Origin of the sequence: Pseudomonas sp. B5(2017), from assembly GCF_002112825.1 — a bacterium.
Classification (GTDB): domain Bacteria; phylum Pseudomonadota; class Gammaproteobacteria; order Pseudomonadales; family Pseudomonadaceae; genus Aquipseudomonas; species Aquipseudomonas putida_Z.
Window position 1 is genome coordinate 23873 of the sequence record NZ_NEIR01000020.1, and the last position, 18565, is coordinate 42437.

The 18565-nt window shown below is 64.0% G+C and carries 19 protein-coding genes; 9 read left to right on the plus strand and 10 right to left on the minus strand.

From position 1 onward, the window contains the following. The first annotated feature begins 15 nt into the window (after nucleotides 1–15). Nucleotides 16–903 carry a cytochrome c oxidase subunit 3 gene (locus tag CAG00_RS25020; RefSeq protein WP_003258926.1) on the plus strand — a complete coding sequence of 296 codons (888 nt, stop codon included), beginning with the start codon at nucleotides 16–18 and terminating at the stop codon, nucleotides 901–903. Nucleotides 904–1076: 173 nt separating this feature from the next. On the opposite strand, the gene CAG00_RS25025 is transcribed toward CAG00_RS25020, so the two are convergent. Beyond that, nucleotides 1077–1280, minus strand: a complete 204-nt coding sequence (locus CAG00_RS25025; protein ID WP_003258925.1) for a twin transmembrane helix small protein — start codon at nucleotides 1278–1280, stop codon at nucleotides 1077–1079. A gap of 63 nt (nucleotides 1281–1343) precedes the next feature. Between CAG00_RS25025 and CAG00_RS25030 the strand changes: the two genes are divergently transcribed. The 5 genes from CAG00_RS25030 to CAG00_RS25050 are packed head-to-tail and all read left to right on the plus strand — an operon-like array spanning nucleotide 1344 to nucleotide 5227. Next, nucleotides 1344–2081, plus strand: coding sequence for an SURF1 family protein (locus CAG00_RS25030; protein ID WP_075046854.1), 738 nt, complete (start codon nucleotides 1344–1346; stop codon nucleotides 2079–2081). Beyond that, nucleotides 2050–2631, plus strand: coding sequence for a hypothetical protein (locus CAG00_RS25035; protein ID WP_085665597.1), 582 nt, complete (start codon nucleotides 2050–2052; stop codon nucleotides 2629–2631). The genes CAG00_RS25030 and CAG00_RS25035 overlap by 32 nt, the downstream gene beginning before the upstream one ends. A gap of 9 nt (nucleotides 2632–2640) precedes the next feature. After that, complete coding sequence (locus tag CAG00_RS25040) at nucleotides 2641–3720, plus strand: heme A synthase (protein ID WP_015268468.1); 1080 nt, start codon at nucleotides 2641–2643, stop codon at nucleotides 3718–3720. Continuing rightward, the gene (gene cyoE / locus CAG00_RS25045) at nucleotides 3705–4598 is read left to right on the plus strand and encodes a heme o synthase (protein ID WP_025337214.1); all 894 of its coding nucleotides are present in this window, start codon (nucleotides 3705–3707) and stop codon (nucleotides 4596–4598) included. The genes CAG00_RS25040 and cyoE overlap by 16 nt, the downstream gene beginning before the upstream one ends. After that, on the plus strand, nucleotides 4595–5227 hold the full coding sequence (locus tag CAG00_RS25050; RefSeq protein WP_013970305.1) for an SCO family protein: 633 nt from the start codon (nucleotides 4595–4597) through the stop codon (nucleotides 5225–5227). Before cyoE ends, CAG00_RS25050 begins: the two co-directional genes overlap by 4 nt. 123 nt (nucleotides 5228–5350) lie before the next feature. Here CAG00_RS25050 and CAG00_RS25055 read toward each other — a convergent pair whose 3' ends face one another. From CAG00_RS25055 to CAG00_RS25065, 3 genes are all read right to left on the minus strand, one after another. Further along, a complete protein-coding gene (locus tag CAG00_RS25055; RefSeq protein ID WP_025337216.1) occupies nucleotides 5351–6121 on the minus strand; it encodes a MetQ/NlpA family ABC transporter substrate-binding protein in 771 nt (256 codons plus the stop codon). 64 nt (nucleotides 6122–6185) lie between these two features. After that, nucleotides 6186–6857 (minus strand): methionine ABC transporter permease, encoded by a 672-nt coding sequence (locus tag CAG00_RS25060; protein ID WP_013970307.1) that lies wholly within the window; start codon nucleotides 6855–6857, stop codon nucleotides 6186–6188. Next, the gene (locus tag CAG00_RS25065) at nucleotides 6857–7864 is read right to left on the minus strand and encodes a methionine ABC transporter ATP-binding protein (RefSeq protein WP_003256960.1); all 1008 of its coding nucleotides are present in this window, start codon (nucleotides 7862–7864) and stop codon (nucleotides 6857–6859) included. The genes CAG00_RS25060 and CAG00_RS25065 overlap by 1 nt, the downstream gene beginning before the upstream one ends. Nucleotides 7865–8090: 226 nt before the next feature. Between CAG00_RS25065 and katE the strand changes: the two genes are divergently transcribed. Continuing rightward, nucleotides 8091–10226, plus strand: a complete 2136-nt coding sequence (gene katE / locus CAG00_RS25070; protein ID WP_085665598.1) for a catalase HPII — start codon at nucleotides 8091–8093, stop codon at nucleotides 10224–10226. A gap of 109 nt (nucleotides 10227–10335) precedes the next feature. On the opposite strand, the gene CAG00_RS25075 is transcribed toward katE, so the two are convergent. The 4 genes from CAG00_RS25075 to zur all read right to left on the minus strand — a co-directional run bounded on the left by CAG00_RS25075 (nucleotide 10336) and on the right by zur (nucleotide 13204). After that, on the minus strand, nucleotides 10336–11043 hold the full coding sequence (locus CAG00_RS25075) for a PA5502 family lipoprotein (protein WP_025337218.1): 708 nt from the start codon (nucleotides 11041–11043) through the stop codon (nucleotides 10336–10338). A 127-nt stretch (nucleotides 11044–11170) separates the two neighbouring features. Further along, nucleotides 11171–11953, minus strand: a complete 783-nt coding sequence (gene znuB / locus CAG00_RS25080; protein WP_003253007.1) for a zinc ABC transporter permease subunit ZnuB — start codon at nucleotides 11951–11953, stop codon at nucleotides 11171–11173. Beyond that, on the minus strand, nucleotides 11946–12722 hold the full coding sequence (gene znuC / locus CAG00_RS25085) for a zinc ABC transporter ATP-binding protein ZnuC (protein WP_085665599.1): 777 nt from the start codon (nucleotides 12720–12722) through the stop codon (nucleotides 11946–11948). The genes znuB and znuC overlap by 8 nt, the downstream gene beginning before the upstream one ends. Next, complete coding sequence (gene zur / locus CAG00_RS25090) at nucleotides 12719–13204, minus strand: zinc uptake transcriptional repressor Zur (protein ID WP_025337220.1); 486 nt, start codon at nucleotides 13202–13204, stop codon at nucleotides 12719–12721. Before zur ends, znuC begins: the two co-directional genes overlap by 4 nt. A gap of 18 nt (nucleotides 13205–13222) precedes the next feature. Between zur and CAG00_RS25095 the strand changes: the two genes are divergently transcribed. After that, the gene (locus tag CAG00_RS25095) at nucleotides 13223–14179 is read left to right on the plus strand and encodes a zinc ABC transporter substrate-binding protein (RefSeq protein WP_085665600.1); all 957 of its coding nucleotides are present in this window, start codon (nucleotides 13223–13225) and stop codon (nucleotides 14177–14179) included. Nucleotides 14180–14280: 101 nt separating this feature from the next. Here CAG00_RS25095 and CAG00_RS25100 read toward each other — a convergent pair whose 3' ends face one another. Both CAG00_RS25100 and CAG00_RS25105 read right to left on the minus strand, forming a co-directional pair. Then, nucleotides 14281–15231 carry a homoserine kinase gene (locus tag CAG00_RS25100; protein WP_024087954.1) on the minus strand — a complete coding sequence of 317 codons (951 nt, stop codon included), beginning with the start codon at nucleotides 15229–15231 and terminating at the stop codon, nucleotides 14281–14283. A 69-nt stretch (nucleotides 15232–15300) separates the two neighbouring features. Continuing rightward, the gene (locus tag CAG00_RS25105) at nucleotides 15301–15588 is read right to left on the minus strand and encodes a DUF2782 domain-containing protein (RefSeq protein WP_013970316.1); all 288 of its coding nucleotides are present in this window, start codon (nucleotides 15586–15588) and stop codon (nucleotides 15301–15303) included. A gap of 75 nt (nucleotides 15589–15663) precedes the next feature. Here CAG00_RS25105 and polA point away from each other — a divergent pair, with 75 nt between their 5' ends. Then, complete coding sequence (polA, locus tag CAG00_RS25110) at nucleotides 15664–18411, plus strand: DNA polymerase I (protein ID WP_085665601.1); 2748 nt, start codon at nucleotides 15664–15666, stop codon at nucleotides 18409–18411. Nucleotides 18412–18565 lie beyond the last annotated feature (154 nt).

The window sequence follows — 18565 nt, forward strand, 5'->3', positions numbered from 1 at the left end:
GGAAGGAGAACAGCAATGGCAAGTCATGAGCACTACTACGTTCCGGCGCAGAGCAAGTGGCCGATCATCGCCACCATCGGCATGTTCATCACGGTGTTCGGCCTGGGTACCTGGTTCAACGACATGAAGGCCGGCCACCCCGAGTCGCACGGGCCGCTGATCTTCTTCATCGGCGCGTTGTTCCTGGCCTACATGCTGTTCGGCTGGTTCGGTTCGGTGGTGCGGGAGAGCCGCGCGGGGCTGTACAGCCCGCAACTGGACCGCTCGTTCCGCTGGGGCATGAGCTGGTTCATTTTCTCCGAGGTGATGTTTTTCCTGGCCTTCTTCGGTGCGCTGTTCTACGTGCGCGTGCTGGCCGGGCCGTGGCTGGGCGGTGAAGGGGCCAAGGGTGTTGCGCACATGTTGTGGCCGACCTTCGAATTCACCTGGCCGCTGCTGCACACGCCCGACCCGAAACTGTTCCCGCCGCCCAAGGAAGTGATCGACCCGTGGCACCTGCCGCTGATCAACACCATCTTGCTGGTCAGCTCCAGCGTGACCATCACCATCGCCCACCATGCCCTGCGTCGCGGCCACCGTGGCCCGCTGAAATTCTGGATGGCGCTGACCATCGTCCTGGGCGCCAGCTTCATCGCGTTGCAGGCCTACGAGTACCACGAGGCCTATACCAAGCTGGGGCTGACGCTGGGGTCGGGTATCTACGGCGCGACGTTCTTCATGCTCACCGGCTTCCACGGCGCGCACGTGACCTTGGGCACGATCATCCTGATCGTGATGTTCGTGCGCATCTTGCGCGGGCATTTCAACCCGGAGAAACACTTTGGTTTCGAGGCGGCCAGTTGGTACTGGCACTTCGTCGATGTGGTGTGGGTGGGGTTGTTCATCTTTGTGTACGTACTCTGACAGCCGACTGCGAACCCTTGTAGGAGCGGCCTTGTGTCGCGATGGGGCGCGTAGCGGCCCCAAAGCAGCCAAGGCGCTCTGCCAGGTGAATCAGGGTTGCAGGTTTTGGGGCCGCTTTGCGGCCCATCGCGACGCAAGGCCGCTCCTACAAGGAAACGCGCAAGGTTCAGGTATCAGAAGGGGGCGTGCGAGACCAGCTGACCGCTGATGAAGCCCCAGGCCACCAGGCCGATGGTGAGGGCCGCCAGGGTCACTCGCACGGTCAGCGCTTTCAGTAAACGGGTCGAGTTTTCATCGTCCTTGACCAGAAACACCAGGCCGCTGAACAGGCTGGCAATCGTGGCCAACAGCATCAGGACAATCGCGGCCTTGAGCATGGCGATACTCCGGGGGGATGCGGTGATGTGGATAAGTATAGCGATCGGCCCGACGAGGCTCCGATGAGGCCGTTTCGTCCGGGCTGGGTACCAACCCTGGTGGTGCTTGCGCTGCTGCCGGGGCTGATCGCGCTTGGCTGCTGGCAACTCGGCCGTGCCGAGGAAAAGCGCGTGCTGCTGGCCGCCTATGCCGAGCGGCGGGTCGAAGCGCCCGTGGCCACGGCCCAGCTGACAGCGAACCAGGACAATGCCTTCCGCCGCGTGCATCTCTATGGCCGCTTCGACGCCGAGCACAGCCTGCTGCTGGACAACCGCATGCGTGATGGCCAGGCCGGTGTCGAGCTGCTGCAACCCTTCCATGATCAGGCCAGCGGCGTGTGGCTGCTGGTCAACCGCGGCTGGCTGCCCTGGCCGGACCGCCGCGTGCCGGTGCATTTCGATACCCCTGCCCAGGCGTTGGCGCTGGACGCTTCGGTGTATGTCGCGCCTGGCAGCACGTTCCAGCTGCACCCCGACCCTGCAGGCGGCCAATGGCCGCACCTGCTGACTGCCGTGGATGCCGCGCAGCTATGGCAACAGCTCGATCGCGAAGGCTTCGCCCATGAGCTGCGCCTGGAACCCGGCCCGGCGACCTATCGCCTGGACTGGCCGGTCGTTGCCATGGGCCCGGAAAAACACCTGGGTTACGCCGTGCAATGGTTTGCCCTGGCAACCACTTTGGTACTGCTCTACCTCTACTTCGGCTGGCACCACAACAAGGAGAAACGCCATGGCCACCGCCACTCCACTGGAAGTGCCTGAACGTAGCAAACCCAGAGCCCGCGGGCGTTTGCAGCTGCTGCTGATTCTGCTGGTGGTGCTCGGGCCGATGGTTCTGGCCACCAGCATGTACAAGCTCAAGTTCTGGGTGCCGGACGGCCGCAGCTACCACGGCGTGATGATCGGCAACGGTGAGAGCCTTTCCGATCTCGGCGTGGCGGGCCAGGACGAGCGCTGGCAGCTGCTGGTGAGCGCACCCACAGCCTGTGCCGAGGATTGCCAGCGGCTGGTGTACCTGGCCCGGCAGATCCAGGTCGGCCTGGGCCGTGATGCCAGCCGTGCCAGCCATGCCCTGGCGGCCGCCCAGCCGGCAAGTGCCGACTTCCAGGCGTTGCTCGGCCGCGAATACCCACAGTTGCAGCGTTACCCGCTGGATGCGCAACGCTACCTGCAAAAGGTCGGCGAGGCCGGCCCGCAGCTGTGGATCGTCGACCCACACGGCAACCTGGTGCTGCGCTACGACGCCAAGGTCAACGGCAAGCATGTGCTGGACGACCTGCGCCACCTGCTCAAGCTGTCCAACATCGGCTAGGAGCCTGCCATGGCCAGACCCGGATTCCGCCTTGCTGTGTTCGCCACCTTGCTGGCACTGCTGGTCGTCCTGCTCGGTGCCTATACCCGCCTGACCCACGCCGGCCTCGGCTGCCCGGACTGGCCGGGTTGCTACGGCTTCATCAGCGTGCCCAAGAGCGAAGCGCAGCTGGCTCATGCCGAGCTGCATTTCCCCGAACACCCGGTGGAAGCCGCCAAGGGCTGGGCCGAGATGGTCCACCGCTATTTCGCCGGCACCCTGGCGATGGTGATCGCCCTGCTCGCCTTGCAGGCGCTGCGCCGGCATGCCCGCGATGGCCAGCCTTACCGCCTGCCCTTGCTGCTGCTGGGCGTGGTGCTGGCCCAGGCAGCCTTCGGCATGTGGACGGTTACCCTCAAGTTGTGGCCGCAGGTGGTCACCGCGCATCTACTCGGCGGCTTCACTACCCTGAGTTTGTTGTTCCTGTTGTCCCTGCGTCTGTCCCGGGCCTTTGCGCCCTTGCCAAAACTGCCATTGAGCCTGCGCCGGATCGCTGCGCTGGCCTTGCTGGTGGTGATCGGCCAGATCGCCCTGGGCGGCTGGGTCAGTGCCAACTACGCGGCCGTCGCCTGCATCGACCTGCCCACCTGCCACGGCCAGTGGTGGCCGGCCGCGGACTTCAGCAACGGGTTCCACCTGACCCAGCACGTCGGGCCCAATTACCTGGGCGGGCAACTGGACAGTGATGCGCGCACGGCCATCCACATCAGCCACCGCCTGGGCGCATTGCTGGTGACCTGCGTGCTGCTGATGCTCAGCTGGAAGCTGCACCGCTGCGGCCTCCCTGGCCTGGCGCGGCTGGTGCTGCTGGCGCTGGTGGTGCAAGTCGGCCTGGGCATCAGCAATGTGCTGCTGCACCTGCCGCTGGCCGTGGCCGTGGCGCACAACGCTGGTGGGGCACTGTTGCTGCTGAGCATGGTGCTGGTGAACTACCGCATCCGCGTGGTCGACAAGGTTCGCGTGGGTGTCGGCCATGGCTGGCGCCTGCGGCCAGTGGCTGGCGTGGGCATCTCACACCACATGAGGAATGATTCGTGGCGACGCTTCTGAGCACACAGAGGGCCAGTTGGCGTGATTACCTGGAGCTGACCAAGCCCAAGGTGGTGGTGCTGATGCTGATCACCTCGCTGGCGGGCATGTTCCTTGCCACCCGTGCGGGTGTCAGCTGGAGCGTGCTGCTGTTCGGCAACCTGGGCATTGGCTTTTGTGCAGGCGGCGCGGCGGTGGTCAACCATGTGGTGGACCGGCGCATCGACGCGCTGATGGCGCGTACCCACAAGCGGCCGCTGGCCCAGGGCCGGGTCGAGCCGCTGCCGGCGCTGCTGTTCGCCCTGGCGCTGGCGCTACTGGGCATGGCCCTGCTGCTGGTGTTCACCAACGCCCTCACTGCCTGGCTGACACTGGCTTCCCTGCTCGGCTATGCGGTGCTCTACACCGGTTTTCTCAAGCGCGCCACGCCGCAGAACATTGTCATCGGCGGCTTGGCTGGCGCCGCCCCGCCGTTGCTGGGCTGGGTGGCGGTCAGCGGCCATGTCAGCGCCGAGCCCCTGTTGCTGGTGCTGATCATCTTCGCCTGGACCCCACCACATTTCTGGGCCTTGGCCATCCACCGCAAGGAGGAATACGCCAAGGCCGATATCCCGATGCTGCCGGTGACCCACGGCGAGCGCTACACCAAGCTGCATATCCTGCTGTACACCCTGGTATTGCTGGCGGTAAGCCTGCTGCCGTACGCCATCCACATGAGCGGCCCGCTGTACCTGGCCTGCGCCCTGGTGCTGGGCCTGCGCTTCCTGCAATGGGCCTGGGTGTTGTACCGTGGCAGCCGGCCGCACGCAGCGATCGGCACCTTCAAGTACTCTATCGGCTACCTGTTCGCGCTGTTCATCGCGTTGCTCCTCGACCACTATCTGTTGCTGAACCTATGACCCGAACCCAGAAAACCGTCTTCATCCTCGTTGCCCTGGTCGCGTTGATCCTGGGCCTGACCGTCAACAAGGTGCTCAATGGCCGCGACCAGCCCAACCCCACCGAGCTGATCGATGCCGGCATCATCCTGCTGCCGCAGAGCCGTACCGTGGCCGACGTGACCATGACCAACCAGGACGGCCAGCCGGTGCAACTGGATGACCTGAAGGGCAAATGGTCGCTGCTGTTCTTCGGCTACACCTACTGCCCGGACATCTGCCCGACCACCCTGGCCCAGCTGCGCCAGGTGAAGAGCGAGCTGCCCAAGGAGGCCGTCGACCGGCTGCAGGTGGTGCTGGTGAGCGTTGACCCGAACCGCGACACGCCGAACCAGCTGAAGCAGTACCTGGGTTATTTCGACAAGGATTTCGTCGGGGTGGCAGGGTCGATCGAGGATACCCAGAAGCTGGCCAATGCCTTGAGCATTCCGTTCATTCCGGCCGATACCAGCAAGCCGGGGTATACCGTGGATCACAGCGGCAACCTGGCGGTTGTGGGGCCGGATGGGCGTCAGCGCGGGTTCATTCGGGCGCCGTTCAACAACCAGAAGCTGGTGGCGCAGTTGCCCGGGCTTGTGAAGCGGGATTGAGATTTTTGGGCCTGCTGCGCAGGCCTATCGCGACACAAGGCCGCTCCTACAGGGGAATGCGATCCCATGTAGGAGCGGCCTTGCGTCGCGAATGGGCCGCAAAGCGGCCCCGGGGGTTTCGGATCAGAACGCCGGAACCACAGCGCCTTTGTACTTCTCGTTGATGAACTGCTTCACCTCAGGCGAGTGCAGCGCAGCAGCCAGCTTTTTCATGGCGTCCGAGTCCTTGTTGTCCGGGCGGGCAACCAGGATGTTCACGTAAGGCGAGTCGCTGCCTTCGATGACCAGAGCGTCTTTCTCCGGGTTCAGCTTGGCTTCCAGCGCGTAGTTGGTGTTGATCAGGGCAGCATCGACCTGGGTCAGCACGCGCGGGATGGTGGCTGCTTCCAGCTCACGGAACTTCAGGCTTTTCGGGTTCTCGGCAACATCCTTCACGGTGGACAGGATGTTCTTGTTGTCCTTCAGCTTGATCACACCGGCCTTGTCCAGCAGCAGCAGCGCGCGGCCGCCGTTGGTGGCGTCGTTGGGGATGACCACGGTGGCGCCGGAGGACAGCTCGTCCAGCTTCTTGATCTTGGTCGAGTACACGCCCAGCGGCTCGATGTGCACGCCGGCAACGCTCACCAGGTTGGTGCCCTTGGCCTTGTTGAACTCATCCAGATACGGCTGGTGCTGGAAGAAGTTGGCGTCCAGGCGCTTTTCGGCCACCTGCACGTTCGGCTGGATGTAGTCGGTGAATTCCTTGACCTTCAGCTCCACGCCCTCTTTCGCCAGTGCAGGTTTGACGAAGTTGAGGATCTCGGCGTGCGGTACTGGGGTAGCAGCAACGGTCAGGGACTCGGCGTGGGCCGAGAAGGCCGCGACAGCGGCGACAACAGCAAGCAGCTTCTTCATTGATCACTCCTTGTGAGGGCCGCGACGGCCCCCGAACGGGTCGGCCGGGCCGACCCCATTGGGGTTACTTACGGGAAAAATGCACGACCAGTTTGTCGCCCACGCTCTGCAGGACTTGAACCAGTACCAGCAACAGCACCACGGTGACGACCATCACGTCGGTCTGGAAACGCTGGTAGCCGAAGCGGATGGCCAGGTCGCCCAGGCCGCCGGCACCGACCACACCGGCCATGGCGGTGTACGACACCAGGGTGATGGCGGTCACGGTAATGGCGGCGAAGATGCCCGGGCGGGCCTCCGGCAGCAGTGCGCTGGTGATGATCTGGCGGGTGGTGGCGCCCATCGACTGGGTGGCTTCGATGATGCCGCGGTCCACTTCACGCAGGGCGGTTTCCACCAGGCGGGCGAAGAACGGCGTGGCACCTACCACCAGCGGCGGAATGGCGCCGGCGACGCCCAGCGAAGTGCCGGTGATCAGCACGGTGATCGGGATCATCACGATCAGCAGGATGATGAACGGCAGCGAGCGCAGGATATTGACGATCAGCGACAGCAGCGCATACACACCCTTCTGCTCGAACATCTGTTTCGGCCCGCACAGGAACAGCAGCACGCCCAGCGGCAGGCCGAGCAGCACGGTGAAGAACAGCGAGCCGAACAGCATGATCATGGTGTCGACGCTGGCCAGCCAGATTTCGGCCCAGTCGACGTTGGCAAAGAAATTCAGGGCGTCCATCAACGCAGTACCTCCATATGTACGTCAGCTGCCTTGAAGCGGGCGAACGCCGCTTCCATGTCACCGCCGATCAGGGCGAGGGTGAGCTGGCCATAGGGGACATCCTTGATGCGGTCGATACGCCCGGCGAGGATGCTGTAGTCCACGCCGGTTTCGCGGGCCACGGTGCCCAGCAGCGGCGCGTAGGTGGCATCGCCCTGGAAGGTCAGGCGCACGATACGGCCCGGCACATGGGCGAAGTCGTCCCGCTGCTCGCCTTCGTCGACCTGCTCGTCTTCCTGGACGAAGCGCTTGGTGGTGGGGTGCTGCGGGTGCAGGAACACCTCGGCCACCGAGCCCTGCTCGACGATCTGGCCGGCGTCCATCACTGCCACGCGGTCGCAGACCCGGCGGATCACGTCCATTTCGTGAGTGATCAGCACGATGGTCAGCTTCAGCTCACGGTTGATTTCGGCCAGCAATTGCAGGACCGAGGCGGTGGTTTGCGGGTCGAGGGCGCTGGTGGCCTCGTCGCACAGCAGGATCTTCGGGTTGGTGGACAGGGCGCGGGCGATGCCGACGCGCTGCTTCTGGCCACCGGACAGCTGCGCCGGGTACTTTCTGGCGTGGTCGGAAAGGCCGACGCGGGCCAGCAGCTCGGTCACGCGCTTGTCGATTTCGCTGCGCGACAGCTCGCCGGCCAGGGTCAGTGGCAGGGCGACGTTGTCGGCGACGGTCTTGGAGGCCAGCAGGTTGAAGTGCTGGAAAATCATCCCGACCTGCTGGCGGAAACCGCGCAGCTGGCTGGCGTTGAACGCGGTAACGTCTTCGCCGTCGACGATGATCTTGCCACCGGAAGGCTCTTCCAGGCGGTTGATCAGGCGCAGCATGGTGCTCTTGCCGGCGCCGGAATGGCCGATCAGGCCGAACACCTGGCCATCTTCGATGGTCAGGCTGGTCGGATTCAGTGCGGGGATTTCCCTACCGGCGACGCGGTAGGTCTTGTGTACCTGTTGGAACTCGATCACGTAGCGAACCTTGTGGGGCGCATGGAATTTGGGTCAGCGGTTGGCTGGGGTCGCGCATTTTAGCCTTTTCCCATAGCTGTTCTTAGCATTTATTTCGTAATGCACCAATCCTTCGGGCATATCGCGACAACCGGTAATCCTGATTGAACGCTCGGCAAAGCCTCCCGGTCACTACTTGCACAAGCCCGAAACGGGTACGCCTGAAGACTGACGAGGAGAGCCGACCATGCCCAGCAAGAACACGGACGCGCCGAAGCACAGCGAAGCCGCTGGCACCCAGACCCCGGACCGGGCCAACACCAACGCCAAGTTACAGAGCCTGGAGGCTGACCGTAGCGATGCCACGGGTCATGCGCTGCGCACCAACCAGGGGGTGCGCATCGCCGACAACCAGAACACGCTGAAGGCCGGAGATCGAGGCCCCTCGCTTCTCGAAGATTTCATCATGCGCGAGAAGATCACGCACTTTGACCACGAACGCATCCCTGAGCGCATCGTGCATGCGCGAGGGACGGGGGCGCATGGCTATTTCCAGAGCTATGGCAACCACGCCGAACTGACCAAGGCGGGCTTCCTGCAGGACCCGGAGAAAATCACGCCCGTGTTCGTGCGATTTTCCACGGTACAGGGCCCGCGTGGCTCAGCCGACACCGTGCGTGACGTGAGGGGCTTTGCGGTCAAGTTCTACACCGATGAAGGCAACTTCGACCTGGTGGGCAACAACATGCCGGTGTTTTTCATCCAGGATGCGATCAAATTCCCGGATTTCGTCCACGCAGTAAAGCCAGAGCCGCACAACGAGATCCCGACCGGCGCTTCGGCCCATGACACCTTTTGGGATTTCGTCTCGCTGGTACCGGAGTCGGCCCATATGGTCATGTGGGCGATGTCGGACCGTGCTATCCCGCGCAGCTTGCGGATGATGGAAGGTTTCGGGGTGCATACCTTCCGCCTGATCAACGCCCAGGGCGTAGCCAGTTTCGTCAAATTCCACTGGAAGCCGCGCCAGGGTGTGCACTCCTTGCTATGGGACGAAGCGCAGAAGCTGGCAGGCAAGGACGCTGATTTCCAGCGTCGCGACTTGTGGGAAGCTATCGAGACGGGCGATTACCCTGAATGGGAATTGGGTGTGCAGATTGTGCCGGAAGCCGACGAGCACAAATTTGATTTCGACCTGCTGGACCCGACCAAGATAATCCCGGAAGAACTGGTGCCGGTCACACCTTTGGGCAAGATGATCCTGAATCGCAACCCGGACAACTTCTTTGCTGAAGTGGAACAGGTGGCGTTCTGCCCGGGTCATATCGTGCCTGGTATCGACTTTACCAACGACCCCTTGCTGCAAGGGCGGCTGTTCTCCTACACCGACACGCAGCTTAGCCGCCTGGGCGGGCCCAACTTCCACCAGATCCCCGTCAACCGCCCCGTCGCTCCTAACCACAACAACCAGCGTGACGCCTTGCATCAGCATGTGGTTCACAAAGGTCGCGCATCCTACGAGCCCAATTCCATCGACGGTGGCTGGCCGAAGGAAACGCCACCAGCCGCGCAGGATGGCGGCTTCGAGACCTACCAGGAGCGTATCGATGCACACAAGATCCGCCAACGCAGCGATTCGTTCGGCGACCATTTTTCGCAGGCGCGGTTGTTCTTCCAGAGCATGAGCCCGACCGAGCAGCAGCACATCATCAAGGCTTACAGCTTTGAACTGGGCAAGGTGGAGCGGGAGACGATCCGTGCTCGGGAAGTGAATGAGATTCTCGCCAACATCGACCTGAAGCTGGCGGCTGCGGTTGCTGCCAACCTCGGTTTGCCTGCTCCGAGCGCGGGCACTGTTCAAGTGAAGGGAAGCCAGCTTGCGCAGTCGCCTGCCCTGAGCCAGATGAACCACCCGGGTTCGGTTGGCATCAAGGGGCGCAAGATTGCCGTGCTGGTAGCAGATGGCGTAGACGCTGCCAGCGTGGACAAGTTGGTCAAGGCCCTGGAAGCGCACAGCGCCCGGCCATTGCTCCTGGGGCCGACCTCAGCACCGGTGAAGGCTGCGGACGGCAAGCAACTGCCGGTGGATGCTTCCATGGAGGGGATGCCATCGATCATGTTCGATGGGATTGTCGTGCCTGGGGGCAAGGCTTCGAACGATGCGCTGGCGGCCAGCGGGTTGGCGAAGCATTTCCTGCTGGAGGGCTACAAGCACCTGAAGGCGATGGTGTTGACCAAAGAGCTTTTGGGCAGCTTGGGGCTGAAAGAAGACAAGGGGTTGCTGCTGGGGGATGAGCAGAAGACCGTGGATGCCTTCGTCAAAGCGGTAGAAGGGCATCGGGTGTGGGAGCGGGAGGCGGCTGCGGAGGCTGTGCCTGCCTAAGGGGCTGCTTTGCAGCCCATCGCGACACAAGGCCGCTCCTACAGGAGATCGCATTCCCTTGTAGGAGCGGCCTTGTGTCGCGAAAGGGGCGCGCAGCGCCCCCAGATTCTTAACGCTGATGCGGAACCAGGACCACCTGCGCCGGCAGCGACCGCTGAATCTCGTGCTTCTGCTTCAGCTCGAACCCGCTGTCGATCTTGCGCACGCGCTTCTCCAGCAAGGTCTTCAGCCAAGGCGCATCCTCGGTGCGCGGCACCTGGAACACCACGTCGCACTGGTAGCTCACCACATCGGCGGCAATGTCATCCAGCTGGCGACGCATGGCGCGGCTGTCGGTAGTCTTCAAGGCCACGACGGTGCTCGGTGCAGCCGGGTCGATGATGCGCGCCTTGGGCTTGGCCTCGGCCGCTTTCAACGCCGCTTCAGCCTTCTCCAGCTCGGCTTTGCGCGCCTGGGTCACGGTATCGCCACCAGTCACTGCCGGGGCCTGCGGCATCAGCGCGCGGGCACGGGCCAAGGCGGTGGCGGCAGCGTTCACATCACCCTTCTGCAGGAAGATCTGGCTGCGTTGCAGGTAGGCTTCGGCAAGCTGGCGCTGGTATTGCTCCAGGCGCGCGTCGTCCGGCGCCTGGGCCTGCAGGGCTGCCAGCTGGTCTTCGGCGGTGGCCAGCTCGTTGCTGGCGATGTTCTGTTGCAACTGCTGCCAGGCATCGGCTTGGGCAGGTGCGGTGGCCTGTTCGACCGGCGCGCTGGAACACGCAGCCAGGAACAGGGAAAACGCGGCAACAAGCAGATAACGGGAGGCGAACGGCTTCATTCCTGCGACTCTCTATTTGCGCAAAAAGCGAGCAAGTCTACACCCAGGTGCGCACGCTCGAAAACAAGTCTTACAGACCCTTTACGTGCGAAAAGGTTGCAGGGCGCGCCTTCATGCGCCCTGTTTTTCAGCGTTTTGGCAGGGCCAGGCTCAGCAAGAATAGCACCGCCGCGCAGACCACGATCGACGGGCCGGCGGGGGTGTCCTTGAACCAGGACATGGCCAGGCCACCGCATACCGCGGTCACGCCGAGCAGGCTGGCGCCCAGGGCCATCTGCTCGGGAGAGCGGGCGTGACGTTGCGCCGCAGCGGCAGGAATGATCAGCAGCGAGGTGATCAGCAGCACGCCGACGATCTTCATGGCCACGGCAATCACCACCGCGATCAGCAGCATCAGCGCCATGCGCAGCCCGGCCACCGGCAGGCCTTCGACCATGGCCAGCTCTTCGTGCACGGTGACTGCCAGCAACGGCCGCCACAGCGCAGCGAGCAGCAGCAACACCAGCGCGCTGCCGCCGAGGATCCAGGCCAGGTCGGTGGTGCTGATGGCCAGCAGGTCGCCGAACAGGTAGGCCATCAGGTCGATGCGTACATCATGCATGAAGCTCAGCACCACCAGGCCCAGCGACAATGTGCTGGGGGCGAGTATGCCGAGCAGGGTATCGGAGGCCAGCGGTTGCCGTTGCTGCAAGGTCACCAGCAAGATCGCCAGCAACAGGCAGCCCACGGTTACCGCCAGCGCCGGGCTGACGTCCAGGGCAAAGCCCAGGGCCACGCCGAGCAGGGCGGCGTGGGACAGGGTGTCGCCAAAATAGGCCATGCGCCGCCACACCACGAAGGATCCCAGTGGGCCGGCCACCAGCGCCAGGGACAAACCGGCAAGCAGGGCGTAGAGAAGAAAATCAGCCATGCTTGCAGTGCGCTCCGTGAACATGGGTGCCAGGGGCGACCACCGAGCCGTGCAGGTCGTGGCTGTGGTCGTGATGGTGGTGGTAGATGGCCAGGCTGGGTGCGGCGGTCTGGCCGAACAGCTCGACGAACGCCGGGTCGCCGCTGACCTGCTCGGGGTGGCCCGAGCAGCACACGTGGCGGTTCAGGCACACCACCTGGTCGGTGGCGCTCATCACCAGGTGCAAGTCGTGGGAAACCATCAGCACGCCGCAGCCGTGGCGGTCACGCAGGCGGGTAATGAGGTTGTACAGCTCGGTCTGGCCGACCACGTCTACGCCCTGCACCGGCTCGTCGAGCACCAGTAGCTGGGGTTCGCGCAGCAGGGCACGGGCCAGCAGCACGCGCTGCATCTCGCCGCCGGAAATGGTCTGGATCGGGCTGTCGATGACCGGCTCGGCACCCACTTCCTGCAACGCCGACAAGGCTGCCGCGCGGTCTACACCGGGCACCAGGCGCAGGAAGCGCAACACCGACAGCGGCAGCGTGGCATCGACCTGGATCTTTTGCGGCATGTAGCCAATGCGCAGTTTCGGCTTGCGCCATACCTTGCCGCGGTGCGGCTTGAGCAGGCCGAGCACGGCGCGCACCAGGGTGGTCTTGCCCGCGCCGTTCGGGCCGATCAGGGTGACGATCTGGCCAGGTGCGACCGACAGGTCGATGCTGTCGAGCACCGCCTCGCCACCGAAGGTGACACCGACCTGCTCCAGGCGGATCAGTGCATCGCTCATGCCGCGCTCCGGCAATTGCTGCACAGACCGACCACTTCCACCGTCTGGGTCTCGACCGTGAAGCCCACGCCCTTGGCGCTGCTGATGATGGCGTCGCTGATACTGTCCTGTTCCAGTTCGATGGCCACATGGCAGGCCCGGCAGATCAGGAACTGCCCCTGGTGCAGGTGTTCCGGGTGGCTGCAGCCGATGAAGGCGTTGAGCGAGGCGATGCGGTGCACCAGGCCGTTTTCCAGCAGGAAGTCCAGCGCACGGTACACCGTGGGGGGCGCGGCGCGGCGGCCGTCCTGCTCACTGAGCACGGCGAGGATATCGTAGGCGCCCAGCGGCTTGTGGCTTTGCCACACCAGTTCCAGCACTCGACGGCGCAGCGCGGTCAGGCGCAGGCCCTGGCGGGTGCACAAGGCGTCGGCTTCAGCCAGTGCGCTGTGTACGCAATGGGAATGATCGTGAGGACGGTTGGCCAGCGGCGTGATGGACATGGGCAGCGACGGTTCTGGATGGAGACGTTATTATGTTACCTGTTTCTGACGACTCGAGTATTCACCGTGTCCCGATTCCTAGTCCTTTTTGTCGCTTTCATCGCATTTTCCGCCCAGGCCGACGTGCGCGTGCTGACCAGTATCAAACCGCTGCAGCAGATTGCCGCCGCCGTGCAGGATGGTGTTGGCAACCCCGAGGTATTGCTGCCGCCGGGTGCGTCGCCGCACCACTACGCGTTGCGCCCGTCCGACGTACGGCGGGTGGGCGATGCCGACCTGCTGTACTGGATCGGCCCGGACATGGAGGGCTTCCTGCCGCGGGTACTGGGCAATCGCAGCAAGGCCACGGTGGCCGTGCAGGCGCTACCGGGCATGAAGCTGCGGCATTTTGGCGAGGACAGCCATTCCCACGAGGAAGAAGACCACGACGACCATGATCATGACCACCGCCCGGGCAGCCTGGACGCGCACTTGTGGCTATCGTCGGTCAACGCGCGGGTGATTGCAGCGAAAATGGCGGCTGACCTGGCGCAGATCGATCCGGCCAATGCGGCGCGCTACCAGAGCAACCTCAAGACCTTCGACGAACGCCTGGACGCACTGGATGGACGGATCAAGGCGCGGGTGGCCGGGATTGCCGGCAAGCCTTACTTCGTGTTCCACGAAGCGTTCGACTACTTCGAGGCCGAGTATGGCCTGAAGCACACCGGAGTGTTCAGCGTGGCGTCCGAGGTGCAGCCGGGTGCGCAGCACGTGGCAGCCATGCGCAAGCGCCTGCAGGAAGTGGGCAAGACCTGTGTGTTCAGCGAACCGCCGCTGCGGCCGCGGCTGGCCGAGACCTTGACCGCCGGGCTGCCGGTGCGCCTGGCCGAGCTGGATGCCCTGGGCGGTACCGACCCGGTGGATGGCAAGGGCTATGAGCGCTTGCTGGAGAAGCTGGGTGGCGACCTGGTTGGGTGCCTGGAGCAGTTGTAAGCCTGGACCGGCCTCTTCGCGGGTAAACCCGCTCCCACAGGGATAGCGCCAGCCTCACGCCTGTGTGGGAGCGGGTTTACCCGCGAAGAAGCAGACACGCTCTAGAGGGCGAACGGCAGGTGCAAAGCCACCTGCTGACGCTGCGCCAAACGCACTTCGAACTCGCTCGGGTCGTGGATCATCACATCCATCCCGGCAAACGATTCCGCTGCAATCAGGCGCGACAGCCAGAAGCGCACGCAGCCTACCCGCAACATCTCCGGCCACAGCTCGGCTTCGGCCGCGGTGAACGGCCGCAGCGCCGCATAGGCCGCCAGCAATGCCTGGGCGCGTGGCACATCGATCGCGCCGTGTTCATCCAGGCACCAGTCGTTCACGGTGATGGCGATGTCATACAGCATCGGCCCGGAACAGGCGTTGTAGAAGTCGATCACACCGGTCAGGTGGGTGCCTTCGAACATCACGTTGTCGCGGAACAGGTCGGCGTGCAGGTTGGCCCGTGGCAGGGCCAGGATCTGTGCCTTGTGCGCGCTGATTTCATCCAGCGCCGGCTGCAGCAGCGCGGCTTGCTCGGCGGTAAGGCGCGGCAGCAGCTCGGCACCCGAGGCCAGCATCCAGTCCAGGCCGCGGTCGGTGCGGCGCTCGATGATGTGCTCGCGGGTAGCCAGGTGAATGTGCGCCAGCAGCTCGCCGACCTGGGCGCAGTGCTGGGCGTTCGGTGCCTTGATGTGCTTGCCCGACAGCCGTGGCTGCAGCAGCGCCGGCTTGCCGCACAGCTCGCGCAGGCCATTGCCGTCGCGGTCGCGTATGGCATAGGGCACCGGCATGTCGGCTGCGTGCAAAGTGTCCAGCAGCTCGATGAAGAACGGCATGTCCTCGCTGGGCCCGCGCTCGATCAGCGTCAGGACGAACTCCCCCTGTTCGAGGCTGACGAAGAAATTGCTGTTCTCTGTGCCGGCGGCGATGCCCTGGAAGTCGAGCAGACGACCCAGCGCGTACGGCGCCAGAAAGGTTTCCAGCTCAGGCCGGGTCACGGGGGTGAAGACTGACATGATGAAAAATTGCCCATACGGGCACTTCCGCCGGGAAGTGCCGGGTTGATGTGAACGGTGCGCGTCAGATTACCACTCGAAGATCTTCCAGGAGGGAATCAGCATGTCCGGCTGGTCGGATCGAATGAAATTGCCATCAGAGCCATCGGCGCGTACCAGGAAATAAGGCTTGCCGTTTTTCGGCGTGATCTTGATCGCATACAGGAACCCGTTCTGCCGGTACTCCTGGATGGTTTTGTCGCCTTCCGTGCGAATGGTCACCTCGGGATCGGCCGAGGGGGCGTCGTCCGCCGCCAGGGTGACGACAGGCATGGTGGCCAACAGACCGAGCAGTAACAGGCGATTGAGTGTACGCATGATAACCTTGTCCCTTTGTCGTCAATGATTCTGGCTATTCTAGCGCCGGACCCGTCGAAAAGGTTGATTCTGCTCATGAGCCAAGCGCCCCTCGTCCTGGTGGACGGTTCCTCGTACCTGTACCGCGCCTTCCACGCGCTGCCGCCGTTGACTACCTCCAAGGGCATGCCGACCGGCGCGGTGAAGGGGGTGCTGAACATGCTCAAGAGCCTGCGCAAGCAATACCCCGACAGCCTGTTCGCGGTGGTGTTCGACGCCAAGGGTGGCACCTTCCGCGATGCCATGTTCGCCGAATACAAGGCCAACCGCCCAAGCATGCCGGACGACCTGCGGGTGCAGATCGAGCCGCTGCACGCCAGCGTCAAGGCGCTGGGCTACCCGCTGCTGTGCGTCGAGGGGGTCGAGGCCGACGACGTGATCGGCACCCTGGCGCGCAGCAGCGCCGCGCTGGGCCGCCCGGTGATCATCTCGACCGGTGACAAGGACATGGCGCAGCTGGTGGACGGGCACATTACCTTGGTCAACACCATGACCGGAAGCGTGCTGGACGTGGCTGGCGTGCACGAGAAATTTGGCGTCGGGCCGGAACATATCATCGACTTCCTGGCGCTGATGGGCGACAAGGTCGACAACATCCCCGGTGTGCCGGGCGTGGGCGAAAAAACCGCGGTGGGCCTGCTGACCGGTATCGGCGGCGGCCTCAGCGACCTGTACGCCAACCTGGACAAGGTCCCGACGCTGGCCATTCGCGGCGCCAAGACCCTGCCGGCCAAGCTGGAAGAGCACCGCGACGCGGCGTTCCTGTCTTATGAGCTGGCTACCATCAAGGTCGACGTGCCCCTGGATATCGAAGTAGATGCCCTGGTGTGCGGCGAACCTGATCGCGACGCGTTGCTGGCGCTGTACACCGAGATGGAATTCAAGAGCTGGGTCGCCGAGGTGCAGCGTGACGCTGCCAAGGCCGGTGACGACATCGCGCCGATCGCGGAGCCGGTGGCCAAGACCGAGCCCAGGTACGAAACCATTCTCGACCAGCAACGTTTCGACTTCTGGCTGGAGAAGCTGCGTCAGGCGCCACTGTTTGCCTTCGACACCGAGACCACTGGCCTGGACGCACAGCAGGCGCAGCTTGTCGGCCTGTCGTTCGCCGTCGAGCCGCATGAAGCGGCCTATGTGCCGCTGGCCCACGACTATGAAGGCGCGCCGGTCCAGCTGGACCGCGCCGCCGTGCTGCTGGCGCTGAAGCCGCTGCTGGAAGACCCGGCCAAGGCCAAGGTCGGGCAGAACGCCAAGTACGACATCAACATCCTCGCCAATGGCTCGCCCGCCATCGAAATGCGCGGCGTTGCCTACGACACCATGCTCGAGTCGTACGTGCTGAACTCCACCGCCACCCGTCACGACATGGACAGCCTGGCACTGAAGTACCTCGACCACACCACCATCGCCTTCGAGGACATCGCCGGCAAGGGCGCCAAGCAGCTGACCTTCAACCAGATCCACCTGGACAAGGCCGGCCCCTACGCTGCCGAAGACGCCGACATCACCCTGCGCCTGCACCAAGCGCTGCAGGCGCGCCTGGCGCAGACGCCGAGCGTGCAGCCGGTGCTGATGGACATCGAGATGCCGCTGGTGCCGGTGCTGGCCAAGATCGAGCGCCAGGGGGCGCTGGTCGATGCCGCGCTGCTGCAGGTGCAGAGCGGTGAGCTGGGGGTGAAGATGGCCGAGCTGGAGCAGCGCGCCTATGAGCTGGCCGGTGAGGAGTTCAACCTCGGCTCGCCCAAGCAGCTGGGCGCGATCCTCTACGACAAGCTGGGCATGCCGGTGCTGAGCAAGACCACCAAGGGCCAGCCATCCACGGCAGAAGCGGTGCTCGACGAACTGGCCGAGCAAGGCTACCCGCTGCCGGAGGTACTGATGCAGTACCGCAGCCTGAGCAAGCTCAAGAGCACCTACACCGACAAGCTGCCGGGGCAGATCAACCCGCGCACCGGGCGTATCCACACCTCCTACCAGCAGGCGGTAGCGGCCACCGGCCGGCTGTCGTCCAGCGACCCGAACCTGCAGAACATCCCGATCCGCACTGCCGAAGGCCGGCGCATCCGTCAGGCCTTCGTCGCCAGCCCGGGCTACAAGCTGCTGGCGGCGGACTACTCGCAGATCGAGTTGCGCATCATGGCCCACCTGGCCAAGGACGAAGGCTTGCTGCATGCCTTCCGCAACGACCTGGACGTGCACCGCGCCACGGCGGCGGAAGTATTCGGCGTAGCCCTGGAAGACGTCACCACCGACCAGCGCCGCAGTGCCAAGGCCATCAACTTCGGCCTGATCTACGGCATGAGCGCCTTTGGCCTGGCCAAGCAGATCGGCGTCGACCGCAAGCAGTCGCAGGATTACATCGACCGCTACTTCGCCCGCTACCCGGGCGTGCTGGCCTACATGGAGCGCACCCGCGCCCAGGCGGCGGAGCAAGGCTTTGTCGAAACCCTGTTCGGTCGCCGCCTGTACCTGCCGGATATCAATGCCAAGAACCCGGCCCTGCGCAAAGGCGCCGAGCGCACGGCGATCAACGCCCCGATGCAGGGCACTGCGGCCGATATCATCAAGCGGGCCATGGTCAATGTGGATAACTGGCTGAGCGCGAGCGGGCTGGACGCCCGGGTGATCCTGCAGGTACACGACGAACTGGTGCTGGAAGTGCGCGAGGACCTGGTGGAGCAGGTGAAAGATGAAATTCGCCAGCACATGAGCAAGGCCGCGCAGCTGGATGTACCGCTGCTGGTCGAGGCAGGAATTGGTGCGAATTGGGACGAAGCTCACTGATCGGGCGGGGAAAGCTGTGTAGGATCCGTGATGTAGGGATGCGGATCCTGGCACTGCTCAGTGCCAGTGGTGCTGAGGTTTCATGAAACTATCGCAAATAGTTTTCAGGGCTTTGGAACTAAACCGGTGAAGCGGAACTCAGAGTAACTGAATG

What these genes read in the sequence shown, in the direction of transcription:
- CAG00_RS25020 (WP_003258926.1), top strand. Translation starts at nt 16, where the DNA reads ATGGCAAGTCATGAGCACTACTACGTTCCGGCGCAGAGCAAGTGGCCG.
- CAG00_RS25025 (WP_003258925.1), bottom strand. Translation starts at nt 1,280, where the DNA reads ATGCTCAAGGCCGCGATTGTCCTGATGCTGTTGGCCACGATTGCCAGC.
- CAG00_RS25030 (WP_075046854.1), top strand. Translation starts at nt 1,344, where the DNA reads ATGAGGCCGTTTCGTCCGGGCTGGGTACCAACCCTGGTGGTGCTTGCG.
- CAG00_RS25035 (WP_085665597.1), top strand. Translation starts at nt 2,050, where the DNA reads ATGGCCACCGCCACTCCACTGGAAGTGCCTGAACGTAGCAAACCCAGA.
- CAG00_RS25040 (WP_015268468.1), top strand. Translation starts at nt 2,641, where the DNA reads ATGGCCAGACCCGGATTCCGCCTTGCTGTGTTCGCCACCTTGCTGGCA.
- CAG00_RS25050 (WP_013970305.1), top strand. Translation starts at nt 4,595, where the DNA reads ATGACCCGAACCCAGAAAACCGTCTTCATCCTCGTTGCCCTGGTCGCG.
- CAG00_RS25055 (WP_025337216.1), bottom strand. Translation starts at nt 6,121, where the DNA reads ATGAAGAAGCTGCTTGCTGTTGTCGCCGCTGTCGCGGCCTTCTCGGCC.
- CAG00_RS25060 (WP_013970307.1), bottom strand. Translation starts at nt 6,857, where the DNA reads ATGGACGCCCTGAATTTCTTTGCCAACGTCGACTGGGCCGAAATCTGG.
- katE (WP_085665598.1), top strand. Translation starts at nt 8,091, where the DNA reads ATGCCCAGCAAGAACACGGACGCGCCGAAGCACAGCGAAGCCGCTGGC.
- CAG00_RS25075 (WP_025337218.1), bottom strand. Translation starts at nt 11,043, where the DNA reads ATGAAGCCGTTCGCCTCCCGTTATCTGCTTGTTGCCGCGTTTTCCCTG.
- znuB (WP_003253007.1), bottom strand. Translation starts at nt 11,953, where the DNA reads ATGGCTGATTTTCTTCTCTACGCCCTGCTTGCCGGTTTGTCCCTGGCG.
- znuC (WP_085665599.1), bottom strand. Translation starts at nt 12,722, where the DNA reads ATGAGCGATGCACTGATCCGCCTGGAGCAGGTCGGTGTCACCTTCGGT.
- zur (WP_025337220.1), bottom strand. Translation starts at nt 13,204, where the DNA reads ATGTCCATCACGCCGCTGGCCAACCGTCCTCACGATCATTCCCATTGC.
- CAG00_RS25095 (WP_085665600.1), top strand. Translation starts at nt 13,223, where the DNA reads ATGGAGACGTTATTATGTTACCTGTTTCTGACGACTCGAGTATTCACC.
- CAG00_RS25100 (WP_024087954.1), bottom strand. Translation starts at nt 15,231, where the DNA reads ATGTCAGTCTTCACCCCCGTGACCCGGCCTGAGCTGGAAACCTTTCTG.
- CAG00_RS25105 (WP_013970316.1), bottom strand. Translation starts at nt 15,588, where the DNA reads ATGCGTACACTCAATCGCCTGTTACTGCTCGGTCTGTTGGCCACCATG.
- polA (WP_085665601.1), top strand. Translation starts at nt 15,664, where the DNA reads ATGAGCCAAGCGCCCCTCGTCCTGGTGGACGGTTCCTCGTACCTGTAC.